The organism is Corynebacterium sp. HMSC034A01, assembly GCF_001838175.1.
Classification (GTDB): domain Bacteria; phylum Actinomycetota; class Actinomycetes; order Mycobacteriales; family Mycobacteriaceae; genus Corynebacterium.
In genome coordinates this window covers 25,228-49,255 of sequence record NZ_KV835973.1, presented here as the reverse complement: position 1 = coordinate 49,255, position 24,028 = coordinate 25,228, and the positions used below count along the sequence as shown (strand labels likewise).

General features: G+C 65.6%; 28 protein-coding genes and 1 pseudogene. 13 read left to right on the top strand and 16 right to left on the bottom strand.

Annotated elements, in window-relative coordinates:
* The first annotated feature begins 232 nt into the window (after window positions 1-232).
* The 4 genes and pseudogenes from HMPREF2791_RS07935 to thiD all read left to right on the top strand — a co-directional run.
* Window positions 233-1,024 carry a formate/nitrite transporter family protein gene (locus HMPREF2791_RS07935; protein ID WP_070474987.1) on the top strand — a complete coding sequence of 264 codons (792 nt, stop codon included), beginning with the start codon at window positions 233-235 and terminating at the stop codon, window positions 1,022-1,024.
* Window positions 1,025-1,043: 19 nt separating this feature from the next.
* Window positions 1,044-2,897: a GTPase family protein gene (locus HMPREF2791_RS07930; protein WP_070844963.1), complete on the top strand. Its 1,854-nt coding sequence runs from the start codon at window positions 1,044-1,046 to the stop codon at window positions 2,895-2,897.
* Window positions 2,890-4,482, top strand: coding sequence for a GTPase family protein (locus tag HMPREF2791_RS07925; RefSeq protein ID WP_070844962.1), 1,593 nt, complete (start codon window positions 2,890-2,892; stop codon window positions 4,480-4,482). Before HMPREF2791_RS07930 ends, HMPREF2791_RS07925 begins: the two co-directional genes overlap by 8 nt.
* A gap of 22 nt (window positions 4,483-4,504) precedes the next feature.
* Window positions 4,505-5,314, top strand: a pseudogene (gene thiD / locus HMPREF2791_RS07920) (bifunctional hydroxymethylpyrimidine kinase/phosphomethylpyrimidine kinase); the annotation flags it as partial.
* Here the strand turns inward: thiD and HMPREF2791_RS07915 are convergent.
* Together HMPREF2791_RS07915 and HMPREF2791_RS07910 are read right to left on the bottom strand one after the other, a co-directional pair.
* Window positions 5,302-7,302, bottom strand: coding sequence for a sucrose-specific PTS transporter subunit IIBC (locus HMPREF2791_RS07915; RefSeq protein ID WP_070844960.1), 2,001 nt, complete (start codon window positions 7,300-7,302; stop codon window positions 5,302-5,304). The pseudogene thiD and the gene HMPREF2791_RS07915 overlap by 13 nt on opposite strands.
* 12 nt (window positions 7,303-7,314) lie before the next feature.
* Window positions 7,315-8,583 carry a glycoside hydrolase family 32 protein gene (locus HMPREF2791_RS07910; RefSeq protein ID WP_070844959.1) on the bottom strand — a complete coding sequence of 423 codons (1,269 nt, stop codon included), beginning with the start codon at window positions 8,581-8,583 and terminating at the stop codon, window positions 7,315-7,317.
* Window positions 8,584-8,601: 18 nt separating this feature from the next.
* On the opposite strand from HMPREF2791_RS07910, the gene HMPREF2791_RS07905 reads away from it, so the two are divergent.
* The 3 genes from HMPREF2791_RS07905 to HMPREF2791_RS07895 all read left to right on the top strand — a co-directional run bounded on the left by HMPREF2791_RS07905 (window position 8,602) and on the right by HMPREF2791_RS07895 (window position 10,674).
* Complete coding sequence (locus HMPREF2791_RS07905) at window positions 8,602-9,468, top strand: carbohydrate kinase family protein (RefSeq protein WP_070844958.1); 867 nt, start codon at window positions 8,602-8,604, stop codon at window positions 9,466-9,468.
* Between the two features lie 283 nt (window positions 9,469-9,751).
* Entirely contained in the window at window positions 9,752-9,973 is a 222-nt protein-coding gene (locus tag HMPREF2791_RS07900) for an antitoxin VbhA family protein (RefSeq protein WP_070844957.1), read from the top strand.
* 101 nt (window positions 9,974-10,074) lie between these two features.
* Window positions 10,075-10,674 carry a Fic/DOC family protein gene (locus tag HMPREF2791_RS07895; protein ID WP_239306542.1) on the top strand — a complete coding sequence of 200 codons (600 nt, stop codon included), beginning with the start codon at window positions 10,075-10,077 and terminating at the stop codon, window positions 10,672-10,674.
* A 213-nt stretch (window positions 10,675-10,887) separates the two neighbouring features.
* Here HMPREF2791_RS07895 and glmS read toward each other — a convergent pair whose 3' ends face one another.
* The 12 genes from glmS to rpsJ all read right to left on the bottom strand — a co-directional run bounded on the left by glmS (window position 10,888) and on the right by rpsJ (window position 18,071).
* Window positions 10,888-12,753, bottom strand: a complete 1,866-nt coding sequence (gene glmS / locus HMPREF2791_RS07890) for a glutamine--fructose-6-phosphate transaminase (isomerizing) (RefSeq protein ID WP_070844955.1) — start codon at window positions 12,751-12,753, stop codon at window positions 10,888-10,890.
* 131 nt (window positions 12,754-12,884) lie between these two features.
* A complete protein-coding gene (gene rpsQ, locus HMPREF2791_RS07885) occupies window positions 12,885-13,169 on the bottom strand; it encodes a 30S ribosomal protein S17 (RefSeq protein ID WP_070844954.1) in 285 nt (94 codons plus the stop codon).
* A 2-nt stretch (window positions 13,170-13,171) separates the two neighbouring features.
* Window positions 13,172-13,411, bottom strand: coding sequence for a 50S ribosomal protein L29 (gene rpmC, locus HMPREF2791_RS07880; protein ID WP_070474999.1), 240 nt, complete (start codon window positions 13,409-13,411; stop codon window positions 13,172-13,174).
* Window positions 13,411-13,827 (bottom strand): 50S ribosomal protein L16, encoded by a 417-nt coding sequence (rplP, locus tag HMPREF2791_RS07875; RefSeq protein ID WP_070475000.1) that lies wholly within the window; start codon window positions 13,825-13,827, stop codon window positions 13,411-13,413. Before rplP ends, rpmC begins: the two co-directional genes overlap by 1 nt.
* 3 nt (window positions 13,828-13,830) lie before the next feature.
* Entirely contained in the window at window positions 13,831-14,574 is a 744-nt protein-coding gene (gene rpsC, locus HMPREF2791_RS07870) for a 30S ribosomal protein S3 (RefSeq protein ID WP_034997239.1), read from the bottom strand.
* Window positions 14,574-14,933: a 50S ribosomal protein L22 gene (rplV, locus tag HMPREF2791_RS07865; RefSeq protein ID WP_070475001.1), complete on the bottom strand. Its 360-nt coding sequence runs from the start codon at window positions 14,931-14,933 to the stop codon at window positions 14,574-14,576. The genes rpsC and rplV overlap by 1 nt, the downstream gene beginning before the upstream one ends.
* A 3-nt stretch (window positions 14,934-14,936) precedes the next feature.
* On the bottom strand, window positions 14,937-15,212 hold the full coding sequence (gene rpsS / locus HMPREF2791_RS07860; protein WP_018017481.1) for a 30S ribosomal protein S19: 276 nt from the start codon (window positions 15,210-15,212) through the stop codon (window positions 14,937-14,939).
* 16 nt (window positions 15,213-15,228) lie between these two features.
* Window positions 15,229-16,062 (bottom strand): 50S ribosomal protein L2, encoded by an 834-nt coding sequence (gene rplB, locus HMPREF2791_RS07855; protein WP_070475002.1) that lies wholly within the window; start codon window positions 16,060-16,062, stop codon window positions 15,229-15,231.
* 42 nt (window positions 16,063-16,104) lie between these two features.
* Window positions 16,105-16,410: a 50S ribosomal protein L23 gene (gene rplW / locus HMPREF2791_RS07850; protein ID WP_070475003.1), complete on the bottom strand. Its 306-nt coding sequence runs from the start codon at window positions 16,408-16,410 to the stop codon at window positions 16,105-16,107.
* On the bottom strand, window positions 16,411-17,076 hold the full coding sequence (gene rplD, locus HMPREF2791_RS07845; RefSeq protein ID WP_070475004.1) for a 50S ribosomal protein L4: 666 nt from the start codon (window positions 17,074-17,076) through the stop codon (window positions 16,411-16,413). It lies immediately after the preceding gene.
* On the bottom strand, window positions 17,073-17,729 hold the full coding sequence (rplC, locus tag HMPREF2791_RS07840) for a 50S ribosomal protein L3 (RefSeq protein ID WP_070844953.1): 657 nt from the start codon (window positions 17,727-17,729) through the stop codon (window positions 17,073-17,075). The genes rplD and rplC overlap by 4 nt, the downstream gene beginning before the upstream one ends.
* Window positions 17,730-17,765: 36 nt before the next feature.
* A complete protein-coding gene (gene rpsJ / locus HMPREF2791_RS07835) occupies window positions 17,766-18,071 on the bottom strand; it encodes a 30S ribosomal protein S10 (protein ID WP_034997227.1) in 306 nt (101 codons plus the stop codon).
* Between the two features lie 590 nt (window positions 18,072-18,661).
* Between rpsJ and HMPREF2791_RS07830 the strand changes: the two genes are divergently transcribed.
* From HMPREF2791_RS07830 to HMPREF2791_RS07805, 6 genes are read left to right on the top strand one after another with little or no spacing between them, the layout of a single operon-like run.
* Window positions 18,662-19,228 carry an Asp23/Gls24 family envelope stress response protein gene (locus tag HMPREF2791_RS07830; RefSeq protein ID WP_070475006.1) on the top strand — a complete coding sequence of 189 codons (567 nt, stop codon included), beginning with the start codon at window positions 18,662-18,664 and terminating at the stop codon, window positions 19,226-19,228.
* Window positions 19,229-19,231: 3 nt separating this feature from the next.
* Window positions 19,232-19,534: a hypothetical protein gene (locus HMPREF2791_RS07825; protein ID WP_070475007.1), complete on the top strand. Its 303-nt coding sequence runs from the start codon at window positions 19,232-19,234 to the stop codon at window positions 19,532-19,534.
* Between the two features lie 42 nt (window positions 19,535-19,576).
* Window positions 19,577-19,777, top strand: a complete 201-nt coding sequence (locus HMPREF2791_RS07820) for a hypothetical protein (protein WP_034997223.1) — start codon at window positions 19,577-19,579, stop codon at window positions 19,775-19,777.
* Entirely contained in the window at window positions 19,777-20,757 is a 981-nt protein-coding gene (locus HMPREF2791_RS07815) for an Asp23/Gls24 family envelope stress response protein (protein ID WP_070475008.1), read from the top strand. Before HMPREF2791_RS07820 ends, HMPREF2791_RS07815 begins: the two co-directional genes overlap by 1 nt.
* Window positions 20,741-21,421, top strand: coding sequence for a hypothetical protein (locus HMPREF2791_RS07810; protein WP_070844952.1), 681 nt, complete (start codon window positions 20,741-20,743; stop codon window positions 21,419-21,421). The genes HMPREF2791_RS07815 and HMPREF2791_RS07810 overlap by 17 nt, the downstream gene beginning before the upstream one ends.
* The gene (locus HMPREF2791_RS07805; protein ID WP_070475010.1) at window positions 21,418-21,978 is read left to right on the top strand and encodes a hypothetical protein; all 561 of its coding nucleotides are present in this window, start codon (window positions 21,418-21,420) and stop codon (window positions 21,976-21,978) included. Before HMPREF2791_RS07810 ends, HMPREF2791_RS07805 begins: the two co-directional genes overlap by 4 nt.
* Here HMPREF2791_RS07805 and HMPREF2791_RS07800 read toward each other — a convergent pair.
* Window positions 21,975-22,655 carry a hypothetical protein gene (locus HMPREF2791_RS07800; RefSeq protein ID WP_070475011.1) on the bottom strand — a complete coding sequence of 227 codons (681 nt, stop codon included), beginning with the start codon at window positions 22,653-22,655 and terminating at the stop codon, window positions 21,975-21,977. The two genes, HMPREF2791_RS07805 and HMPREF2791_RS07800, sit on opposite strands and share 4 nt — an antisense overlap.
* A gap of 85 nt (window positions 22,656-22,740) precedes the next feature.
* Window positions 22,741-23,931, bottom strand: a complete 1,191-nt coding sequence (gene tuf, locus HMPREF2791_RS07795) for an elongation factor Tu (RefSeq protein ID WP_070475012.1) — start codon at window positions 23,929-23,931, stop codon at window positions 22,741-22,743.
* Between the last annotated feature and the right edge of the window lie 97 nt (window positions 23,932-24,028).

Here is a 24,028-nt window from a genome sequence, read left to right as displayed (position 1 = left end):
TTTTGCGACGTGTGTCGCAAACGAGGATTTTCTTTCACTGCGCGACCGGCCACACCCGAGACGCGGCCCACCCGTCACCCGCCCCCTACCCGAACAACACCCCTAGAAATTGACTTGCGTCTGTGAATCTAGCCACATCACGCCGCGAATTTACCATCAACCCAGGTCACGGCCCTTTCAGCAACACAGCAATGTTTCGCCATAAGGTATGACCTCTTGTACGTTAGAACCCGTGAGTTTTTACGAAGCCGCCCCTACGGCGATCAAGAACAAGGTTGACCTCTTTACCCAAGAGCCCGCCCGGTTTGCCACCCGTGCAGTTCTGGCGGGCGTGTACCTGGGCATCATGACGGCGTTCGCCGCCTCCACTGCCCAACTGCTGGACGGCTACGCCCCGGGCTGGGGCAAGTACGCGTTCGGCGCCATCTTCGCCTCCACGCTGTACATCATCATCGTGCTGCAAGGCGAACTTGCCACAGGCGACATGATGTTCATGACCTACGGTGCACTGCATAAGAAGAACACGGTGGTCAAGGGCCTGTTGCTAGTCCTGTTCGTCACCGTCTTCAACCTCATTGGTGCAGTGGCGATTTCATGGTTGATTTCCCGGACCACCATGGGCCAGATGGTCGAGGTGGACGGATTCCTCCACGACTTGCTCGTGGCCAAGCTGCAGAAGTCGAGTGCGACGCTGTTTGTCGAGGCCATCCTGGCCAACGTCGTTGTGAACATCGCCTTCATGCTGGCCACCCAGGCCGGCAAGGACTTCAGCGCGAAGCTGTGGGGTGTCATCCTGATCATCCCGTCGTTTGCCACCATGAGCTACGAGCACTCCATCGCGAACTTCATCCTCACCAGCCTGGGCGGTTTCACGCTCGGCCCGGAGACGATCGAGGGCTTCACCAACTGGAACGTCATCCGCAACTGGGTTGTCGTGTGGCTGGGCAACTTCGTCGGCGGCGGCTTCATCATGGGCGGGCTCTACGGCTGGCTCAACCTGACCAAGACGGACTACAAGGACTAGTCCCCCACCGTCTGCCAGAATGGGACAGGTGAATACACCTGTTTCCCACTCGGCCCCAGATGTCCTTCAGGCCGTGCGCGGCGTGCGCGATGCGGTGGCAGACACAGCGTTGCCTGTCGGCGTCGCCTCCGAAGCCCGCGCCGTAGTCAACCAACTCGACGACTATGTGCTGCCGCGCCTGGCCAATCTCGACGCGCCCCTGCTCGCCGTCATCGGCGGCTCCACCGGCTCCGGCAAATCCACTCTTGTCAACGCGCTTCTGCGCGAGCGGGTGTCCAACCCGGGCGTGATCCGCCCCACCCCCCGCCAGCCGGTGCTGGTGGCCAACCCGGGCGACGCGGACTGGTTCAACTCCCCGCAGGTGCTGCCCGGCCTCGCCCGCTCCCACGGCGCGGGCGATGAGCGCTCCACCACCCTGCGTGTCGTGGACACGCCCCGGATTCCAGAGGGCTTGGCGCTTCTCGACGCCCCCGATTTCGATTCCATCGACGACCAGAACCGGGCCCTGGCGTCCCAGCTCCTCGCCGCCGCGGACCTGTGGATCTTCGTCACCACCCCAGCGCGCTACGCGGACCAGCTGGTGTGGAACTTCCTCAACGACGCCGCCGGCCGCGGCATCGAGGTGGTGGTGGTGCTCAACCGCCTCGACGAGAAGGCCGCAGAAACGGTGCCGGACGACCTGCGCCGCATGATGAACGACGCCGGGCTGTCCAACGCCACCGTGTTTACCGTCCCGTTCGTGGCGGACCTGGGCGGCGACCAGGCCGGTGAGTTCCTGGGCGAGGAGCTGGTCGCGCCGCTTCGCGAGTACCTGACCACGCTCGCGGACGACACCGCAGCCCGGCGCGACGTGGCCGGCAAGACCGTCGCGGGAGCCGTGGAATCTGTCCTGACCCGCGTGGACGCCCTGGTGGGCCGCCGTGAGCGCCAGGAGAACTTTGCCAACCAGTTGGACGAGTCGATCCACGAGTTCTACACCGCCGCGAACCGGCACGTCATCGACGCCACTTCCGACGGCAAGCTGCTGCGCTCGGAGGTGATGGACCGCTGGCAGGACGTCATCGGCACCTCCGACGTGTTCCGCGGTTTCGAGCGCTGGTTCTCCAGTGCCGTGGACAAGGTGGGCAGCTTTTTCACCGGCCAGCCCGCGCCGCTTCGCGAGGTGGAAACCGAGATCGAGTCCGGCCTGCACGCCGTGATTGTGGATGCCGCCGAGACCGCCGCGTCGCGCGCGTGGTCCCACACCGGTTCGGTGGCCCCTGAGCTGCGCGCGGAGGCGGATCCGGCGCTCGCCCGCGCCAGCGCCGATATCTCCGACAAGGCCGCGCAGCTGGTGCGCGACTGGCAAAAGGACATGGTGCAGCATATCCAGGACACCGCGGGCGACAAGCGCCAGCGCGCCCGCATCATGTCGTTCGGCCTGAACGTGGTCACCGTGGCGCTGATGCTTGTGGTTTTCGCCTCCACTGCGGGCATTACCGGCGGGGAGGTGGCCATCGCGGGCGGCTCCGCCGTGCTGGGCCAGAGGCTGCTTGAGACGATCTTCGGCGAGGACACGGTACGCCGCATGGTCGTCCAGGCCCGCGAGGACCTGAACCAGCGCCTGGGCGAACTCTTCGCCGCAGAGCGCGACCGCTACCACGTATTGACGGACCCGCTGCTCGAGGGCGCGACCGCAGAGCAGATGCGGGAGGCTTCCGCGGAGGCGAAGCGTGCTGTGGACGTGAGGCTCCTTGGGCTCGTCGATAGGCACAGCGCCCCGCAGCTTCCCGCTAAGCAGGAGGATGTGGAGGACAGCTTCGAGCGCGGCACGCTGCGCGGGCTGTTTGACCAGCTGCGCGGCAACTTTGGCAAGGGGGACGGCAATGTTTAGGAAGAAAGCTGGCCTGACCGAGCGGCTGGAGGCGCTTGAACAGGCCGCGCAGATTGGCGCGCCGTACCTCTCGCCGCGCAACCGCGAGGGCCTTGAGCGCGTGGCGAAGGCGGGCGCGGAACGCCGCGCGCTGTCCGGCGACCACACCGTGGTGGGCTTTTTCGGCGCGACCGGTTCCGGCAAGACCTCCCTGTTCAACGCTGTGGTTGGCGAGGACCTGGGCAAGGCCGCCGCGCGCCGCCCCACCACCTCTTCGCCGCTGGCTGCGATCTGGGAGCCGGACGGCTCCGAGGAGCTGCTGGACTGGCTGGGTGTGGAGGACCGCCGCGCACGTGAAGGCGAGTTCGCCCGCGGCGCTGGCCCGCTGATCCTGCTGGACTTGCCCGATTTCGATTCGGTGGAGGCATCCAACCGCGCCATCGCCGAGCGCCTTGCCGGCCAGGTGGACGTGCTGGTGTGGGTCTCCGACCCGGAGAAGTACGCGGATTCCGTCATCCACGACCAGTTCATCCGCCCGCACGCAAACCACTCGGCCGTGACGTTGGCGGTGCTGAACAAGGCCGACCTGCTCGCCGCGGGCGATGTCGGCACCGTCGCGGACTCGTACGCGGGGCTGTTGCGTGACGACGGCCTCACCAACGTCCAGGTCGTCCCCACCTCCACCCTGACCGGCGCCGGTATCGACGACCTGCGCGCCGCGATCGCGAAAGTGGCCAAGGCGCACACTGCGCAGACCGCACGCATCGAGGCGGACATCCGCTCTGTAGCCGAGGGGTATGCCGGGGTGAGGGGTGCCGGAGGCGTCGCAAAGAATGCGAAACGCGACTTGGACGCAGTGCTCGCGCAGGCCGCCGGCGCGGACCGCATCGCCGAGACCACCGCCGCGGCCTACCGCAAACGGCTGCGCGAGCGCACCGGGTGGCTGCTGACCTCCTGGATCACCCGCTTCAAACCCGACCCGCTGCGCCGGCTGGGGCTGCGCGAAGCATCCGACGAGATCGGGGTGCACCGCAGCTCCATGCCGGAGCTCGACGCCGCGTCCAAGGCCGTGGCCAACCGGGGCGTGCGCGACTACGCGGGGGCGGTCACCGACGGGCTGCCGCACGAGTGGTCCGCCGCCGTGGCCGACCGCGCCGAGGAAGTCTCCGCTGGCCTGCCCGCGGAGCTGGACCGCGCCGTGGCCCGCACCACGCTGCCCGCGGAGCCGTCCAAAGGCTGGTCGCTGCTCACCGTAATCCAGTGGTTGGCGCTGCTGGCCGCCCTGGTGGGCGTGCTGTGGTACCTGCTGGTCGCGTTCGTGCCGGGCGTGCTCACTCCCCTGCTCGGCGGCGACCTCGTCCCCGACGTGGAGGGCTGGCCCATCCCGACGCTGCTGATCATGGCGGGGCTGCTCACCGGCCTAGTCATCGGCCTGGTCTCCTCGGTGTTCGGCGGGATGCTCGGCTCCGGTGTGAAGCGGCGCACCCGCTCGGCGGTGCAGAAGCAGGTCGCCGAGGTCTCCCAGACCGCGGTGGTGGATCCACTGTTGGCTATCCGGGAGGACTACTCCCGCTTCGCAGAGCGCATCGCCGTGGCCGCAGGCTAGTTTCCCGGTACGGTCGGCGGGCATGGCACAAATTCCCAGAGTTCTGTCCATCGCCGGCACCGACCCCACCGGCGGTGCCGGCATCCAGGCCGACCTGAAGTCCATCGCGGCCGCCGGCGGCTACGGTATGTGCGTGACCACCGCGCTGGTGGCCCAAAACACCCAGGGTGTGCGCGAGATCCACACTCCTCCGCAGTCGTTTCTGCGCGCGCAGCTCGACGCGGTGTTCGACGACGTCGCAGTCGACGCCGTGAAGATCGGCATGCTCGGCGACGCCGAAACCACCCGCACCGTGGCCGACTACCTCGCCGCCCACCCCGTGCCGGTCGTGGTGGTGGACCCGGTGATGGTGGCCACCTCCGGCGACCGCCTGCTGTCCGCCGACGCGGAGGACGCCCTGCGTCAGCTGGTCCGCGACCACGCCACCGTGGTCACCCCGAACCTGCCAGAGCTGGCGGTGCTCTGCGGCCAGCCCGAGCCGGAATCGTTCGAAGAGGCGGTGGCCCTGGGACGCGCCTACGCAAACGACGCGGACGTCAACGTGCTGGTCAAAGGCGGCCACCTCAGAGGCGACCGCGCCTCCAACGCGCTAGTCACCCCCGAAGGCGACGCCCACGTCGTTGAGGTGCCGCGCGTGGAGACTAACAACACCCACGGCACCGGGTGCTCGCTCTCGGCGGCGCTGGCCACGCGCATGGTGCTCACCGACGCTAACGCCGCCGCCACCTGGGCCAGCGAGTGGCTCCACGAGGCCATCGCCCACGCCGACGAGCTACACGTCGGGCGCGGCCACGGGCCGGTGCACCACTTCCACCGTCTCTACCGGCTGGCCGGCGGCGTCTGAGCCTCGACCGCAGCTGGCTTCGGCTCCACGGAGAACAGCCTCTCACCAGTGCTGACGCTGCCGGGCAGCAACAGGCCCGGCAGGACCTCGCCGACCTTCTTCGTGTTGGACACCACTACCGGGGTGGTTACCTCATAGCCGGCGGCCTCGATGCCCTCGATATCGAAGGTGGCCAACAGGTCGCCCGCGCGCACCTCGTCGCCCTTCTTCACCTGCGGGGTGAAGTGCTCGCCCTTGAGGTTGACGGTGTCGAAGCCGATGTGCATCAGCACGTCCACGGGCTTGCCGTCGGAGCCGGTGCCGCGCACCGCGTAGGCGTGGGCGGACGGGAAGGTGACCACCACTTTGCCGTCGAGGGGCGAGCGCAGCTCCCCCACCGTCGGGCGGATTGCCACGCCCTCGCCGAGTTTGGCCTGGGCGAACATCGGGTCGGAGACGTCCGCAAGCGGCAGTGCCTCGCCGGTCAGCGGAGCCGCGACAGGCAGCGCGTCCGCGGATGCCTCGCGCAGCGTGGCCGCCGCGGCGGCGTCGGCGCGCGAATCCTCCGGGGCGTCCGGGTCGATGGTCCCCTGCTTGCCCACCAGGTAGCGGCCGTAGCCGTAGGCTGCCGCGAACGCGATGACGAACGTGACGGCAGCAAGCGCCAGGAACGTCGGCATATCGCCCGGGCGCATAGACACCACGCCGATGAAACCGGCGGCGCCGAGGGCGGTGGCCTTGACGTCGAAAAGCGCGATCAGCATCGCACCAATCGCCGCTGCGCCCATGCCGATGTAGAACGGCCAGCGCAGACGCAGGTTCACGCCGAAGATCGCCGGCTCGGTGATGCCGAAGACCGCCGAGACACCCGAGGACCCAGCCAGACCCTTGAGCTTGGCGTTGCGCGCCAGGAAGTACACGGCCAGCGCCACCGCGCCCTGCGCGATGTTGGCCATGGATGCCGTGGGGAAGATAAACGAGCCGCCCTGGTTGAACAGCTCCAGCTCAATCGGCGGGAAGGACTGGTGCAGGCCCGTGATCACGATCGGCGAGTACACCAGGCCAAACAGGAACCCGCCCACCGGGCCGCCGAGGTCGTACAGGCTGGCCAGGCCGTGAATGAGCAGGTCACCGAGCCAGCGTACGAACGGGCCGACCGCGATGAACGTGATAAACCCGGTGATCAAAAGCGTGGCCAGCGGCGTGATCAAGAAGTCCGCGGTGCCCTTCAGGCGCCGGTGGAACCACTTCTCAATCGTGGCCAAAATCCACGCGACAGCCAGCACCGGAAGCACCGCTCCTTGGTAGCCGCCCTGCGCCACCGGGAAGCCGAACAAGTCCCAGTACGGCATGGTGCCTTCCGCCATGGACGTGGCCACGTCGTAGCCGTTGACCAGCGCCGGGTGCACCATTGCCATGCCCATGCCGGCGCCCAAGTACTCGTTGCCGCCGAAGCGCTTCGTCGCGGAAAAGCCCACCAACACCGGCAAGAAGGCGAACGGCGCGGACGACAGCACGTTGATGATCTCCGTCAGCCCCTGGATCTGCGGGAACATCCCCACCAGGGAATCGTCGCCGAACAGCCCTTCGGCGGTGAGCACGTTGTTCAGCGCCATGAGCAGGCCGCCGCCGACCAGGATCGGAATCAGCGGCACAAAGATGTCGGAGAACACCTTGATAGAGCGGGTGAACCAGCTGCCCTGGTTCGCCGCCACGCTTTTCAGCTCCTCGGTGGAGACCGCAATGCTTCTCGACGTCATCCCGTCCATCGCCGCAAACACCCTGTCCACGTCACCAGGGCCGACAATGATCTGGTACATCCCGCCGGTTTCGAACACGCCCTTGAGGTCGGGGTCGTTCTCCAGCGCGGCCGTGTCCGCAAGCGTTGAATCCTTCAGCACCATCCGCAGACGCGTGGCGCAGTGCGCCGCGCCGACGATGTTGTCCTCGCCGCCCACGGCGGCCAGCACTCGGCTGGCCACGTCCTTATGTTGCACAGTTGTTCCTTTCTACTGAGGTGTCAGCGCCGACCACTGCGCCCCACCGGGAGCAAAGACGGCAAAAGAAAACGCGACTTCCCCGTCGCCCGCGGTACACTCCACCGCCGCGCCGTCCGCGGTAAGCACCAGCTCACCTGCGGCGCACTCGGCCCACCGGATACGCCCGCCCACGTCAACCAACACGGTGCCGCGCCCTTTTCCGTCCGGCCGCCAGGTCACTGTGGCGCACGTGTGCTCCCCCTCGGCGACGAGGTCCGCCGCCCAGGGGGCGTCCCCCAGCGCCACCCGCTCGACGAGCATGTCGTGGGCGTCCGGGATCTGCAGGGCGGTGGCCAGGTGGCCGTCGATAAGCGAAAGCTCCCTGACCAGCGTGAGCTGATGCACCCACCCCTCCGCGTGGAAGGTGGGGGTGTCGTCGCGCGCGGGCAGCCCCATCCAGCCGAGCATGAGCGCGCCGCCGTTGTTGTCGCTGATGAGCTGCGGCGCGTAGAACTCCGAGCCGTAATCCAGCGGGGTGAAGTCCCGCTCGACCTCGAACCGCAGGCCTTCAAGCTTGCCGACGACGTACCCGCACTCGTCCGAATCCGGAAACTGCGGGCAAAACACGAACACGTCGCGCATCACGCCCGTGGCCTGATCGCGCATCCGCAGCAGGTTCGGGCACTCCCACATGTAGGCCGAGGCGACGTTGTAGTTCAGGCCCGCGAACTCGATCTCGCCGGCGAACTGCCACGTGTCCAAGTCGTCCGAGGTGTAGAGCACAGCCGCACCTGTGCCGTTGTCGCGCTGGGCGCCAAGCACCATCCGCCACGTACCGTCCGGCGCCTGGGTGACGTGCGGGTCGCGGTAGTGCGCGGTGTAGCCGTCCGCCGGGCCTTCGATCGCGGGGTTGTCGTCGCGGCGGCGGTAGGTCCCGCCCATGGGGCCTTCGATGTCGCCCACGTCGACGATGTTCTGGCTGGTCAACCGTTTCCCGTCGCGCTTGACGTTGCCGGTGTAAAACAGGCGGATCTGGCCGTCGTGCACCACGCCCGAGCCGGAGTAGCAGCCGTTTTCGTCGTACGACACGCCCGGGTAGAGCGCGTCCGGGAAGTGCCGCCACACCCCCGAGCCCAGCGTGGTCACCGCATGCCCCCAGCCGGTGCGCTTGGGCTGGGCGGGGAAGGACGGGTCGTGCTGGTAGAACACATGTAGCTCGTCGCCGAGCAACATCATCCCGTTCGGGTCGTTGAGCCTGCCCTGAGGCGCGGTGAGGTGGTGTTTCGGCCGGTACGACATGTGTTTATTCTATGACGCATGATCACCGTGTACGGCGAAGCTCTGGTCGACCTCGTGCCTGCTACCCCCGGCCCGCTCGCGCCGCTCACCCCGGCGCTCGGCGGCGGCCCGTTCAACGTGGCCCGCGCGTTGGGGCGCTTGGGGTCTTCAGTGGCGTTCCAGTCGCGTCTCTCCTCCGACTCGTACGGCGCGGCGCTGCGGCAATCTCTTCTCGACGCTCACGTCGACCTCTCGAAGTGCCCCAGCGGTGAGGAGCCCACCACCCTCGCAGTGACCGCATTGCGTGACGACGGCTCCGCCTCCTACACCTTCTACGTCAACGGCACCGCGGACCGGCTCGCCGAACCGGTGCCGGTCGAGGACGGCTACGCCGTGTTCGGCACGTTGTCCCTGGCCCTGGAACCCGGCTCGCTGCGCTACGCCGAAGCCGCGCGAGTCAGCGCCGACAACGGCGCGATCGTGTGCCTGGACCCCAACCTGCGGCCCGCGTTTTCCTCCGAGAAGCACCGCCTGTTCCTGCGCGGGCTTTTGGAATCGGTCACGGTGCTGAAGCTTTCGGACGAGGAAGTCGAGTTCCTCGGCGACACGTCGGGCGTGCCCATCGTGGTGACCACCCTCGGTGGCAACGGCATCCGCGTCCGCGCACCGTTCGGTGTTTGCGAAGTGCAAGCCCCCGCCGTGGAGGTCGCAGACACCATCGGAGCCGGCGACACCATCATGGCCGCGCTGGTGCACCAGTTCGACGCCCGCGGCCTCGACCGTTCCGCACTCTTGGCGCTGGGCGAAGGCGAGTGGCGCGAGATCCTGGACTTCGCCGCCCGCGCCGCCGCCATCACTGTTTCCCGCACCGGCGCCGACACGCCGTACCTGCACGAGCTGGCGTAGGCGCGGGGCCGCGCTGGTCTGTCTGGTCTGCGCCGAGTTCCTGTCTGGTACCGTCTTCTCACCCCCGGCGCCGGCTTCTCACCCCCCCCGGCACACGGATCTGCTAGTTCCCCGCCCCGCCCTCTTCCAGGTAACTAGCAGATCACGCTCTTACCGACAACGCCTTTCAACATCACCTGCGCAAACGAAAACTTGGACAGTTGATCTGCTAGTGCCGTCCAAAGCGGAACTAGCAGATCCGCAGGGTTCCGCTTCTACTCCTGAACAGGTAAAATGCTGCACCATGACCGACCTGCGCAGTGAAGACCAAAAGGTTGCCGCCGTGAACGCCTCCATGGTCATGGCGGGGCAACCCCTATCAGCCGAGGACGAAGCGCTGCTAAGACGGCAATTCCGTAGCGAGGTCTCCGCCGACGAGGCAGTATTGCTTGTCTTGGAGCGCGAGGGGCTGGGCGATTCGCCACGCGCACACGAACTGCGCCGACGTATCGCCGGCGTGGCCTAAGCATCGTGGCCCGACAGAGCCGGGAAGCACCCGATAACCTGTTTGGGATTTCAGATCCCGCGCAGCTAGAACGCATCGCTGGGAGCCTTGCTACGCAACGGTTGGGTGAGCTCGAGCTCGGCCCTCCCCTCACCGAGTTCACCCGCGAATCACTCCTGCGCACCCACCACTACCTGATGCAAGACATCTACCCGTGGGCCGGCGAGATCCGCACCGAGGAGGTCGGCGCAATGGGAATGGCCATGTGCCGGGCGCAGTACGTCGACACTGAGCTTGACCGGGTCATGAGCCGCATCGCGAAGTTGCCGCCTTCGTCGTCAGAAATCGAGTCTGCGGTGCGGACCGTCGCAGATCACTGGAGCGAGCTCACAATCGTGCACCCGTTCCGCGACGGCAACTCCCGCACACAGCGGTACTTCTTCGATCAGATGCTGCGCGCTGCAGGTTGGGCGGTGGACTGGACGCGTATCGACGCCACCCAGGCACACGCTGCCCGATACGTCGGCGCTGCAACTGCCGATCCCTCTTTTCTCGCTCAAGTACTGCGCCCTGGCGTGTTCGCCCCGACAGATCTCCCCGACGGCAGTGGCGCGCTCAGCGAGACGCAGGGCCAAAGAGCAGGCGCAGCTGAGGTCTTCCACCGGATGATGGAGTTCCGCCGCGCGCACCCCGGCGCGGCGTGGTCTCCCGAATCCCACTGAGGCCCGGATCGTCTAGCGGCTCGCTACCGCTGCTATACGATCACGCTGCTAACGACAACTATTTCCAACATCACCTGGGCAAACGCCGCGCCCAACAAATGATCGTCTAGCACTCCTCTATGCGCTGCTAGACGATCCGCGAAACCGGCACAAGAACGGCGCCGGGCCCAGACGAAACCGCCCGAGCCCGACGCCAGGAAAGCGCGGCAAACCCTACTCCACCGTCACGGACTTAGCCAGGTTGCGCGGCTGGTCCACGTTCAGGCCGCGGGCCTCCGCCACGGAGGAGGCGAAGATCTGCAGCGGGATGGTGGACAGCAGCGGCTGCATCAGGCCGGCGGACTGCGGGATGCGGATGATGTGGTCGGCGTATGCCTCCACGTCCGTGTCGCCGTCTTCCGCGATCACAATGGTCACCGCACCGCGGGCGCGGACCTCCTGGATGTTGGAGACGACCTTGGCGTGCAGGTTATTGCGGGAGCGCTTGGACGGCACGATGATGAACACCGGCTGGCCTTCCTCCACGAGTGCGATCGGGCCGTGCTTGAGCTCGCCGGCGGCGAAGCCCTCGGAGTGCAGGTAGGCCACTTCCTTGAGCTTCAGCGCGCCTTCGAGGGCGACCGGGAAGCCAACGTGGCGGCCCAAAAACAGCACGGACTTCGCGTCCGACATGTCCCGTCCCAGCTGCTTGACCTGCCCTTCGTTGTCCAGCACCTGCTGGATCTTCTCCGGCATCTCCTGCAGCTCGTCCACGATCTGGCGGATCTCGTCGGCGTACTTGTTGCCGCGCACCTGCGCCAGGTACAGGGCGAGCAGGTAGGCGGCGACGATCTGGGAGATGAACGCCTTGGTCGACGCCACGGCGATTTCTGGGCCGGCGTAGGTGTACAGCGACGCGTCTGCCTCGCGCGGGATGGAGGAACCGACGGTGTTGCAGATGGCGATCACCTTCGCGCCCTGCTCGCGGGCGTGGCGCACGGCCATGAGTGTGTCCATGGTCTCGCCGGACTGGGACACGGCCACCACGAGGGTGCGTTCGTTGACAATCGGGTCACGGTAGCGGAACTCGTGGGCGAGCTCCACCTCCGTCGGGATGCGGCACCAGTGCTCGATGGCGTAGCGCGCCACCTGACCTGCATAGGAGGCGGTGCCGCAGGCGACGATGATGATTTTGTTGATGGAGCGCAGCACGGATTCGTCGATACGCAGCTCGTCCAAGATGAGCTTGCCGTGCTCGTCGAAGCGCCCGTAGAGGGTGTCGCGGACGGCGGAGGGCTGGTCGTGGATCTCCTTTTCCATGAAGGAGTTGAAGCCGCCCTTCTCCGCGGCGGTGACGTCCCACTCCACGGTGAACGGCTTGGCTTCGGCGGGGTTGCCGTCGAAGTCGCAGACCTCGTAGCCGTCGGCGGTCAGGGTGACAATCTGGCCGTTGTCCATCTCCACGGCGTCGCGCGTGAACTCGATGAAGCCGGCGACGTCGGAGCTGAGGAAGTTCTCGTTCTCGCCCACACCGATGACCAGCGGGGAGTTCCAGCGCGCGGCGACGATGCGGTCCGGGTGGTCCGCATGGATCGCCAGCAGGGTGAAGGCGCCTTCGAGGCGCTGTGCGGTCAGCTGCATGGCGCGGGTGAGGTCGCGGTCCGCTTCCTTGTCGTAGATGTCCAGCAGCAGGGTGCCTGCCACCTCGGTGTCGGTCTCGGACTTGAAGCTGTAGCCCTTATCGACGAGCTCCGCCTTCAACCCCGAAAAGTTCTCGATGATGCCGTTGTGGACCACAGCCATGCGGCCGTCGCCGACGACGTGAGGGTGGGCGTTGGTGTCGGTCGGGCCGCCGTGGGTTGCCCACCGAGTGTGCCCGATGCCCAGCTTGGAAGACGCAATGGGGTTGTCCGCAATTTCGGCTTCGAGGTCCGCGACCTTGCCGGCTTTCTTGCGGCACTCGATGACGCCGTTGTTGGCCACGGCAACACCAGCGGAATCGTATCCGCGGTATTCGAGGCGGCGAAGTCCCTCGACAATGACATTTTTCGCGTCGCGCTCAGCGGTGCCGGCGCCTACGTATCCAACGATTCCACACATGGGAAAAAATCGTACTCCTGTTTAGGGGGCTGTAAAAAGTGGAAAGCCCCGCCCTCAGGGGACCAAAACACGAAAATACCCGCCCAACACGGGGGTTGGACGGGTACGTGTCGTCGAGAAGCGAAATGCTCTTAGCGGGCCTTCTCGATGATGTCGACGAGACGGAAGTGCTTGTCCTTGGACAGCGGACGCGTCTCCTCGATCAGGACGAGGTCGCCGACACCAGCGGTGTTCTCCTCGTCGTGTGCCTTCACGCGGTTCGTGGTACGCACGATCTTGCCGTACAGGGCGTGGGACTTGCGGTCCTCAACCTCGACGACGATCGTCTTGTCCATCTTGTCGGACACGACGTAGCCACGACGACGCTTCTGCACTGCCTTGACCTTGGTGTTCTCAGTCACGTTTGCCTCACTCATGGTTATGCCTCAGCTCCCGTGGACTCGGGGACGACGGACAGGCCGAGCTCGCGCTCGCGCAGCACCGTGTAGATGCGAGCGATGTCGCGCTTCACGGTGGAGATGCGGCGGTTGTTGGTGAGCTGGCCGGTGGCGAGCTGGAAACGCAGGTTGAACAGCTCTTCCTTCGCCTCGGTCAGGCGGGTGCGCAGCTCGTCGTCGCTCAGCTCGCGGAACTCAGATGCGGGGGTACCGGTTGCCATTAGAACTGGTCCTCCTTCTTGATCACGCGGACCTTGCACGGCAGCTTAGCGCCAGCGCGGCGCAGAGCCTCCAGTGCAGTTTCCTCGTTCGGGTAGGACATTTCGAAAAGGATGCGGCCAGGCTTGACGTTGGCCACCCACTTCTCCACCGGGCCCTTACCGGAGCCCATACGCACGCCGAGCGGCTTCTGGGTCAGCGGACGGTCCGGGAAGATGTTGATCCACACCTTGCCACCACGCTTGACGTGGCGGTTGATGGCGATACGTGCGGACTCGATCTGGCGGTTGGTGATGTACGCCGGCTCGAGCGCCTGCAGGCCGTAGTCGCCGAAGGTGATCTGGTTGCCGCCCTTGGACACGCCCGAGCGGTTCGGGCGGTGCTGACGGCGGTACTTCACGCGCTTAGGGATGAGCATGAATTAGCCCTCCTTCTTCTGCTCTGCACGCTGGCGACGCTGGCCGCCGCGGCGCGGGCGACGGTCGCCGCGGCCACCGCGCTCGTTCTTCGGAGCGTTGAGCTCGGACTCGCGGACACCGCCCACGACGTCGCCCTTGTAGATCCACACCTTGACGCCGATGACGCCGAAGGTGGTGTGTGCTTCTGCCGTGCCGTAGTCGATCTCCGCACGCAGGGTGTGCAGCGGAACGCGACCCTCGTGGTAACGCTCGACACGGGACATTTCCGCGCCGCCGAGGCGGCCGGACGTCATAACCTTGATGCCCTTGACCTGCGGGTTGCGCATCGCGGACTGGATGGCCTTACGCATGGCGCGACGGAACGCGACACGGTTGACCAGCTGCTCGGCGATGGACTGCGCAACCAGGGTTGCGTCGGCATCGATGTTCTTGACCTCGATGATGTTCAGCGCGACCATCTTGCCGGTGAGCTTCTCCAGCTCGCGGCGGATGCGGTCGGCCTCGGCACCGCGGCGGCCGATGACGATGCCCGGACGAGCGGTGTGGATGTCCACACGCACGCGGTCGCGGGTGCGCTCGATGACGATGTCGGAGATGCCGGCGCGCTCGAGGTTCTTCTCAAGCCACTCGCGGACCTTGATGTCCTCCGCAACGTAGTCGGCGTAGTTCTTGTCGGCGTACCAGTGGGACTTCCAGTCGGAAGTGATACCCAGGCGCAGGCCGTGCGGGTGAATCTTCTGGCCCATTACTTGGCCCCTTCCTTGGACTCGACAACAACGGTGATGTGGGAGGTGCGCTTCCGGATCTGGAAGGCGCGGCCCTGAGCGCGCGGCTGGTAGCGGCGCATGGTCGGACCCTCGTTTGCGTAGCACTCGGAGATGACGAGCGTGCGCGGGTCCAAGCCGAAGTTGTTCTCAGCGTTGGCAGCTGCGGAGGCGACAACCTTCGCAACGTCCTTGGCAGCACCCTGCGGTGCGTACTTCAGGATCGCGAGGGCCTCGGCAACGTCCTTACCGCGGACGAGTGCCAGCACGCGGCGGGCCTTCATCGGCGAGACGCGGACAAACTTGGCCGTCGCGGATGCAGTGGTGATGGTGTCAGCCATTGCCTATCGACGTCCCTTCTGTTCCTTGACGTGACCCTTGAAGGTCTTGGTCGGTGCAAACTCGCCGAGCTTGTGGCCGACCATGGACTCGTCGACGAACACCGGCACGTGCTTACGGCCGTCGTGGACGGCGAAGGTGTGACCGATGAAATCGGGGAGAATGGTCGAACGGCGCGACCAGGTCTTGATGACCTGCTTGGTGCCAGCCTCGTTCTGAGCGTCCACCTTGTTGAGGAGGTGCTCGTCGACGAACGGGCCTTTCTTCAGGCTACGTGGCATGTCTGTTTACCTCCTCTTAGCGCTTCTTCGAGCGGCGGCGCCGCACGATCATGTTGTTGGAATAACGGTTCGGGTTGCGGGTGCGGCCTTCCTTCTGGCCCCACGGAGACACCGGGTGACGGCCACCCGAGGTCTTGCCCTCGCCACCACCGTGCGGGTGGTCGACCGGGTTCATAACCACACCACGCACGGTCGGGCGCCAGCCCTTCCAGCGCATGCGGCCGGCCTTGCCCCAGCGGATGTTGATCTGGTCGGCGTTGCCGACCTCACCGATGGTGGCGCGGCAGCGGATGTCCACGCGGCGGATCTCGGAAGACGGCATACGCAGGACTGCGTAGTTGCCTTCCTTACCCAGCAGCTGGATGGAAGCGCCTGCGGAGCGGGCGAGCTTCGCGCCAGCGCCCGGCTTGAGCTCCACTGCGTGGATGGTCGTACCGGTCGGGATGTTGCGCAGCGGCAGGTTGTTGCCGACCTTGATGTCGGCGTTCGGACCAGCCTCGACGACGGTGCCCTGGGTCAGGCCCTTCGGCGCGATGATGTAGCGCTTCTCGCCGTCGAAGTAGTGCAGCAGCGCAATGTTTGCGGTGCGGTTCGGGTCGTACTCGATGTGAGCGACCTTGGCCAGCACGCCGTCCTTGTCGGAGCGGCGGAAGTCGATCACGCGGTAGCGACGCTTGTGGCCACCGCCGCGGTGACGGGTGGTGATGTGGCCGTGGGTGTTACGGCCGCCCTTCTTCGGGAGCGGGCGCAGCAGCGACTTTTCCGGGGTCGAGCGAGTGATCTCGTCGAACGCGGAAACAGAGCTGGCACGGCGACCCGGAGTTGTCGGCTTGTACTTACGAATAGCCATAATGGTTCCTTTTCTATCGTCCTCTTCGCTGTGCGATAGCCGTTAGGCCGTCGCACCTCCGAAGATGTCGATGGAGTCGCTGCCCTCGCGGAGCGTGACGTAGGCGCGCTTGGTGTCCTTGCGCTGGCCGTAGCCGGTGCGGGAGCGCTTGCGCTTGCCCTCGCGGTTAGCGGTGTTCACCGAAGCGACGTCGACGCCGAAGATCTGCTCCACGGCAATCTTGATCTGGGTCTTGTTGGCCGACGGAGCGACGAAGAACGTGTAGGTGTTCTGCTCCATCAGGCCGTAGCTCTTCTCAGAGAGCACGGGCGCGATGATGATGTCGCGCGGGTTCGCGATCTTAGCCATTTACTTCTCCTCCTCCGCAGCGGCGGTAGCGAGCTCCTTGCCGCGGTTGACGAAGGTGTGCAGCGCCTCGACCGAGAACACAACGTCGTCAGCGTTGAGCACGTCGTATGCGTTGAGCTGGGTCGGCTCAATGACGTGGACGCCCGGCAGGTTCCTTGCGGAAAGACGGGAGTTCTGGTCATCACGGCCGATCACCAGCAGAACCGACTTGCGGTCCGTGAGGCGCTCGATGAAAGCGCGGGCGGACTTGGTCGACGGGGTCTGGCCCGGAACCAGGTCCTCCACGATGTGGATGCGCTCGTTCTGTGCGCGGTTGGTCAGGGCGCCCGCGAGGGCAGCCTTGATCATCTTCTTCGGGGTGCGCTGCGCGTAGGAACGCGGCTGCGGACCGTGCACGGTGCCACCGCCGGTGTAGTGCGGAGCGCGGATGGAACCCTGGCGTGCGCGGCCGGTGCCCTTCTGTCGGAACGGCTTCTTGCCGCCACCGGAAACCATGCCGCGAGTCTTCGTCGCGTGGGTGCCCTGGCGTGCGGCAGCAAGCTGTGCGTTCACAACCTGGTGCATCAGCGCCACGGATGCCTCACGGTCGAAGAACTCGGCCGGGAGATCGACAGAGCCCTTGGTGGCTCCGTCAGCGGTGTGGACGTCAAGCGTCAGGTTCGTCATGCGTGAGCACCGCCCTTCACTGCGGTCTTGACGGTAACAACGGAACCCTTAACGCCCGGGATGGCGCCCTTGATCAGGATGAGGTTGTTGTCGCCGTCGATGCGTTGGATCTTCAGGTTCTGGGTGGTAACGCGGTTACCACCCATGCGGCCTGCCATGCGCGTGCCCTTGAACACGCGGCCCGGGGTTGCGCAGGCGCCGATGGAGCCCACGCGACGGTGCGCAGCCTGGTTACCGTGTGCGGCACCCTGGCCGGCGAAGCCGTGGCGCTTCATAGCGCCGGCGTAGCCGTGGCCCTTGGTGGTGCCGGCGACGTCCACGTAGGTGTCGCCCTCGAAGATGGTTGCGTTGAACTCCTGGCCGAGTTCGTAGCCCGAGGTGTCATCCATGCGGATCTCGGTGACGAAACGGCGCGGGTTCACGCCGGCCTTCTTGAAGTGGCCAGCCTGCGGCTTCTTTGCCTTACGGGGATCGATGTCGCCGTAGGCGATCTGGATGGCGGAGTAGCCATCGGTCTCAGGGGTACGGATCTGGGTGACCACGCACGGCCCAGCTTCGACGACGGTAACCGGGATAACTCGGTTGTCTTCGTCGAAGATCTGGGTCATGCCGAGCTTCTTGCCCAGAATGCCCTTGATCTGGTTCTCAGACATGTTGTTAGTTCTCCACTACTTACGTTGGGGATTGCTCTACTGGATGTTCACGTCGACGCTTGCCGGCAGGTCGATGCGCATGAGCGCGTCCACCGTCTTGGGCGTCGGGTCGAGAATGTCGATGAGGCGCTTGTGAGTGCGCATCTCGAAGTGCTCGCGAGAATCCTTGTACTTGTGGGGAGAACGAATAACGGCGTACACGTTCTTCTGGGTGGGCAACGGCACCGGGCCAACGACGCGGGCACCCGTGCGGGTGACCGTCTCGACGATCTTCTTCGCGGATGCGTCGATCGCCTCGTGGTCGTAAGCCTTGAGCCTGATGCGGATCTTCTGTCCCGCCACGCTTACCTCTTCCTCGCATCCCCACGTTCGTCCTATTCCCTTCCGCTCGTTTCGAACGGAGTGAGAAACGGGCTGAAGCGGTGGGGTTTGTAGCTTCTAGTTTCTCTATAACGTTGTCCGGGCTGGGCCCTTGGCTCAACGCCAGTGTCGTTTCTGACTGTCATGACACGTCCGGAAGGTGACCGAGCAAATTCATGCTGTTTCAGTGCTTCCGCCAAGGCGTGCCCGTCTATAAGCACGTGCCTGGGTGTCAGACTCGGAAGGGTGCGTGACCCTTGCGTACTGCCGCTGTGAATTTGCCATGGCCCTTCTCCGGTTCTTCCGGTTGGAAGGTGTCATGTTTGCCTGGCCACCGACCAGTTTCATCCGGTCCATGTCAAGGCAACCTGGGTATTAAAACACAAGGTTGCAGGAAGCACAAGCCCGCTTATCGACGAACCTTCGGCCGGTCCCGGATTATTTCAACTTGGTATCACCTTCTTTCTGGCCCGGCTGGGCCAGATATATGTGTGTACCCTTTATTTCCAGGCCGTGCGCCTCATATTTGAGAGCGCGCGGAGACACAGTATTTACAGATTGAAAGGACCGTCATGGCCGACAAGAACGTCAACGAGACCTCTGCAAACACCCCGGACACCGCCGCAGCGAAGACCGGCGCGAACACCCCGGCTTCTTCTTCCACCGCTGTGGAGCCGGAGCAGGTCCGCCCGCGCAACGAGAACCTGGAGACCGAGCACGGCTCCACCGTCATCGACGACAACGTTGTGGGCAAGATCGCAGGTATCGCTGCCCGCGAGGTCTCCGGCGTGAACAACCTCGGCGGCGGCGCTGCCCGCATGTGGGGCGCTGTACGCGAGTCCCTGACCTCCTCCACCAACGTCCAGCAGGGCGTCAACGTGGCAGTCGAGGACGGCCACGCTTCCGTCGCTGTCGCCATCATCGCGGAGTACGGCGTTGCCATCCACGAGCTGGCGAACGCGATCCGCGAGAACGTCACCGTCGCAATCACCCGCATGACCGGTCTGATTGTGGACCGCGTGGACGTTACCGTGCACGACGTTCACCTGCCGGAGCAGGAGGGTGCTGAGCAGTACGAGGAGACCAACTCCGCCGCGAACGCCAACTACCAGGCTGTCAACCAGTCGATCAACCAGTAAGCCATGGCGTACACCCCCGTTAGCCGCGAGGTTGCGGAGGGCGTCCGCGATGCTGCCGTCGCCGTCGACGGGGTCGCCGGATTGCACGGCGGCCGCGTAGGCGAGATTGCGACCTACCTGCCCAACACCCGCATTGAAGGTCTGAAGGCCATCTCTCGGGACGGCCGAACCGGATTTGAAGTCCACTTCATCTTCGATGTCGCTTCCGGCCGCAAAGTGCAGGACGTGGCCGAGGATGTCCGCGCGGCTGTGCTCGGCGCATCCGACGCGGAGTTCGTGGACGTTGTCGCAGGCGACGCGCAGTAGCGCGGCCCGCCCCAACCTCATAACCCGAAACGTGGTTTTATTATGAATCTTTTTGCCAACAAGGCGCTGACAGGCATCCTCATCGGTGTCGTGGTCGCCTTCTTTGTCACCTTCGGCGGTTGGCCGGGCCTGCTCTGGCTGCTGCTGTTCACCATCATCGGCGGGGTTGTCGGGGCCCAGCTCGACGGCCGTCTGGATCTGTCCGCGGCCCTGAGTAACGGCACCGGCAGAGGCCGAAGCTAATGGATAATTCCTTCTACCACGTCAGTGAGCGCACCATCGAGCGCGTCGCTGAGGTGGCAGCTGCGGCGGTACCGGGCTGCCGGACTATCGACGCAAAGCTGGCCGGGCTGGCGGGACGCAGCTTCCCGCGGATCCACGCCCGGCTGGACCAGGCGACGGGCACAGTGGCGGTGGACACCGAAATTGCCACCTCCTACCCCGCCCCGGTTGCTGCCATCACCGACGCTGTGCGCGCAACCATCATCGCGCACATTCGCACGCTGGTGGGCCTGGATGTCTCCCGTGTGAAGGTCACTGTGGCCAATGTGGAAACCCTCCCCGACACCGGCCGCGTGACCTGGGACCAGGTGGCGGAGCACGAAGCTTTCGTGATTCCTACCCCCGTCGAGGTCTCCCCGACCCACGTGGAGCACCCCGTGACCAAACCGCGCGAGCAACTCGCGCCGATCAAGGCGCGCTCGCTTGTCGACGACATGAGGGACGTGGTCGTCCCCGCCCCGATCGAGGTCGAGCACCCAGAGAAGCCGGAACCGGTCCGCGCGGCAGGCGTGCAGACCCCGGAGCCGGTGCGCACTTTCTCGCCGGAGGTGCCGGAGCCGCAGCGTCTCGCTGCCATCCACACCTCCCCGACGGAGGCACGCGTACCGTTCCCGCCGGAGCCAGTCCGGACGTGGGCGCCGCAGGCGAACGGGGTTATCCCCCGCCACCCGCAGCTGCCCCCGCTGCAGCCGCTCAAGCCTGTGGACGTCACGCGCTTCGCCCAGCCCCGCGATGTTCCTATGCCGAACCGCGCACCGCTGAAGCCGATCACGGTTAACCGTCCGCCGCTTAAACCCATCGTGGTGGAGCCGGTGGCGCGGGCCCCGATCACTTCCGCGCCTGCGCCGCAGCCTGTGATTGTGCCCCAGGCACCAGCACCGAAGCCGCTTAAGCAGATCACGATTGAACCGGTGGTGAAGTACTATGACCGCTCCCGCTAACACTGCGCCCAACAACGCGGCGCCCAATAACGCAGCTGTCGGCCCCCACCCGGGTGACGAACCGCTGGGCAACCCCGCCTCGCGCTGGTTCGCGGTGCTGATCAGCCTGCTCTTGCTGGCTCTTGCTGGCGTGGCTGCGCGCGATCTGTGGTACCACTTCTACGGCGATGAGGCCCCGTCGGACTCCTGGCTGGGCCGCACCTGGGACTTCCTCGGTTCCTTCGAGGCGGACGTCACCGCCGTCGTTGTGGGGATCCTCCTCGTGCTGGTCGGCTTGTTCCTGGTGTTCTTCACGTTCAAGCCGCGCCCCCACGGGCACGTGCGCGTGAACTCGCCGGCGTCCATCTGGACCCGTCCGGTGGACATCGCCCGCAAGACCACGTTCACCACTCGCGGCGACCTCGGCGGCGAGCAGGTGAGCACGAAGGCGAACCGCAAGTCCGTCAAGGTGCAGGTGGTCGACGACGGCTCCGGCACGGCGATGCAGGAACGCATCACGCAGGCGCTCAACGACGAGTTCCGCGTGCTGAAGGCGCAGCCTGCTGTGTCGGTGAAGCTGCTGCCCAACCCGGGCTCGCAGCAGGTTGCCGCGCAGCGTGCGAACGTGCCGCAGCAGCCGTCCGGTTCCACCATTGACTCGACGACCCCGGAGGTGACGCGATGACTAAGACACTCAGCTTCTTCAACCGCCTGGCAGTCTTCCTGCTCGGCCTACTGCTGATTCTTGCTGGCCTCTTCCCCATCGCCGAGTACTGGCAGATCCCCTACCTCGTCGACGCGGCCGACTTCGTCGACCGCACCCGCCTGATCGACCTGGGCTACCAGGACCACTACATCACCGCCCTGATCATCGGCGCTATCCTCGCGGCGATCCTGGGCCTGTGGATCCTGCTGGCGAACATCCGCTCCCGCGCGTTTTCCAACCGTGGCATTCTGCCTGCGGACCCGGAGCACGGCGAGACAATTATCAACGTCCAGCGCGTCTCCGAGGCGGCCTGCACCTCCCTGGAGCACGCCAACGAGATCCGCCGCGCCTCCTGCAAGGTGGCGATGGTTGGCAAGCGCCCGACAGCGACGTTCACCGTATTCGCCAACCCCGAGTACCCGTTTGACGACGCCGTGCGCGTCATCGAGGCTGCGGACCAGGACTTCCGCATGGCCAACCACACCATGGAGATTGACTCGGTGTGGAAGCTCCACCTGGACCGGATCGCCGCCTAGCGCTCCAGTTCCAGCACGAGCTTCACCCGCCCCAGCGTGAGCGGCTTCCCGCCACCCGCTGGGGCTATTTCCATGTCTGCTCCCGGCTCGCAGCGCAGGATCTCGCTCCAGGCGACGCGTTCGCTGACCACGGCGCGCCCCTCCACCCGCCATATGCGGATGCGCTGCCCCACCACAGCCCTCGCACCGTCGTCGAACTGCACCAGCCACCGCCTGTTGCCCACGTCTTCGCGGGCCATGCCTATCGACGCCTCCGGTGCCCCCGTAAGCCGCGTCACCAACGACACAACCCCTAAGCGGTGCTCCACCCCTTCCGCATCGGCGATCACCAGCGGCAATCCGGGTCCCGCCTTGCGCATGCCACCGATGTGCCACACCGCCGGCATGCGCTCAGGGTCGGCGCCGCTGCGCACCACCACATACCCGCCCGTGATGGTGACCAGGTGCGGCGGGTTGACGGTGGTGATCGTGTGGGGGCCGGAGTTGGCGTCGATAAGCGAAGGATGCTCGCGCTCCAATGCCTCGAGCAACTCGACGGCTTCCTCGTCGGTCGTGCCCCAGCCGAGGCCGCTGTTCTGCAGGACTCCGATGAGCTGAGCGAGAGTGAGGTCCGGCTGGCCCTCCCAGGCGCGCTGCACGGCCTGGGTCAGTCGTGGAATACGGGTGGGGTCGTGCACGCATCAGAGCCTAACGCATGAGAAAAGCCGCCCTCCCCAGCGGGGAGGACGGCTTCTACGTCAGCTGGTTACACCAGGTCTGGAATTAGTCCAGGATCTTGGTGACGCGGCCAGCGCCGACGGTGCGGGAGCCCTCGCGGATAGCGAAGCGCAGGCCCTCGTCCATAGCGACCGACTGGATCAGCTCGACGGACATCTCGACGTTGTCGCCCGGCATGACCATCTCGGTGCCCTCCGGCAGCTTCACAACACCGGTGACGTCGGTGGTGCGGAAGTAGAACTGCGGACGGTAGTTGTCGAAGAACGGGGTGTGGCGGCCGCCCTCGTCCTTGGACAGGACGTAGACGGAACCCTCGAACTTGGAGTGCGGGGTGTAAGCGCCCGGGTGGATAACAACCTGGCCACGCTCAACGTCCTCGCGCTTCAGGCCACGGAGCAGCAGAGCTGCGTTGTCGCCAGCCTCGGCGGTGTCGAGAAGCTTGTTGAACATCTCGATGGAGGTGACGGTGGTCTTCTGGGACTTCTCGCGGATACCGATGATCTCGACCTCGTCGTTGAGGTTGAGCACGCCACGCTCCACACGACCGGTAACCACGGTGCCGCGGCCGGAAATGGTGAAGATGTCCTCGATCGGCATCAGGAACGGCTTGTCGGTCTCGCGCTCCGGATCCGGGATGGCGTCGTCGCAAGCCTGCATGAGGTCAACGACGGACTGGACCCACTTCTCGTCGCCCTCGAGAGCCTTCAGAGCGGAGATGTGGACGATCGGAGCCTCTTCGTCGTAGTCCTGCTCAGCCAGCAGCTCGCGGACCTCCATCTCGACGAGCTCGATGATTTCCTCATCGTCGACCATGTCGCACTTGTTCAGTGCAACGAGGATGTACGGAACGCCGACCTGGCGAGCGAGCAGCACGTGCTCGCGGGTCTGCGGCATCGGGCCGTCGGTTGCAGCAACCACGAGGATTGCGCCGTCCATCTGAGCAGCGCCGGTAATCATGTTCTTGATGTAGTCGGCGTGGCCCGGGGCGTCCACGTGAGCGTAGTGACGCTTCGGGGTGTTGTACTCCACGTGGGAGATGTTGATGGTGATGCCGCGCTCGCGCTCCTCCGGAGCCTTATCGATGGAGTCGAAGGCGAAGGCCTTGTTCTCCTCCGGGTAAGCGTCAGCCAGCACCTTGGTGATAGCGGCGGTGGTGGTGGTCTTGCCGTGGTCGACGTGACCGATGGTGCCGATGTTCACGTGCGGCTTAGAGCGCTCGAACTTTTCCTTTGCCACTGTTGTCCTCCTGGACTTCATGGTGACTACGACCTTCGCAGCCACGTGGTTTACATACGCCCCGGCCCGCGCCCAGCGCAGGGCACGGATACGGGAG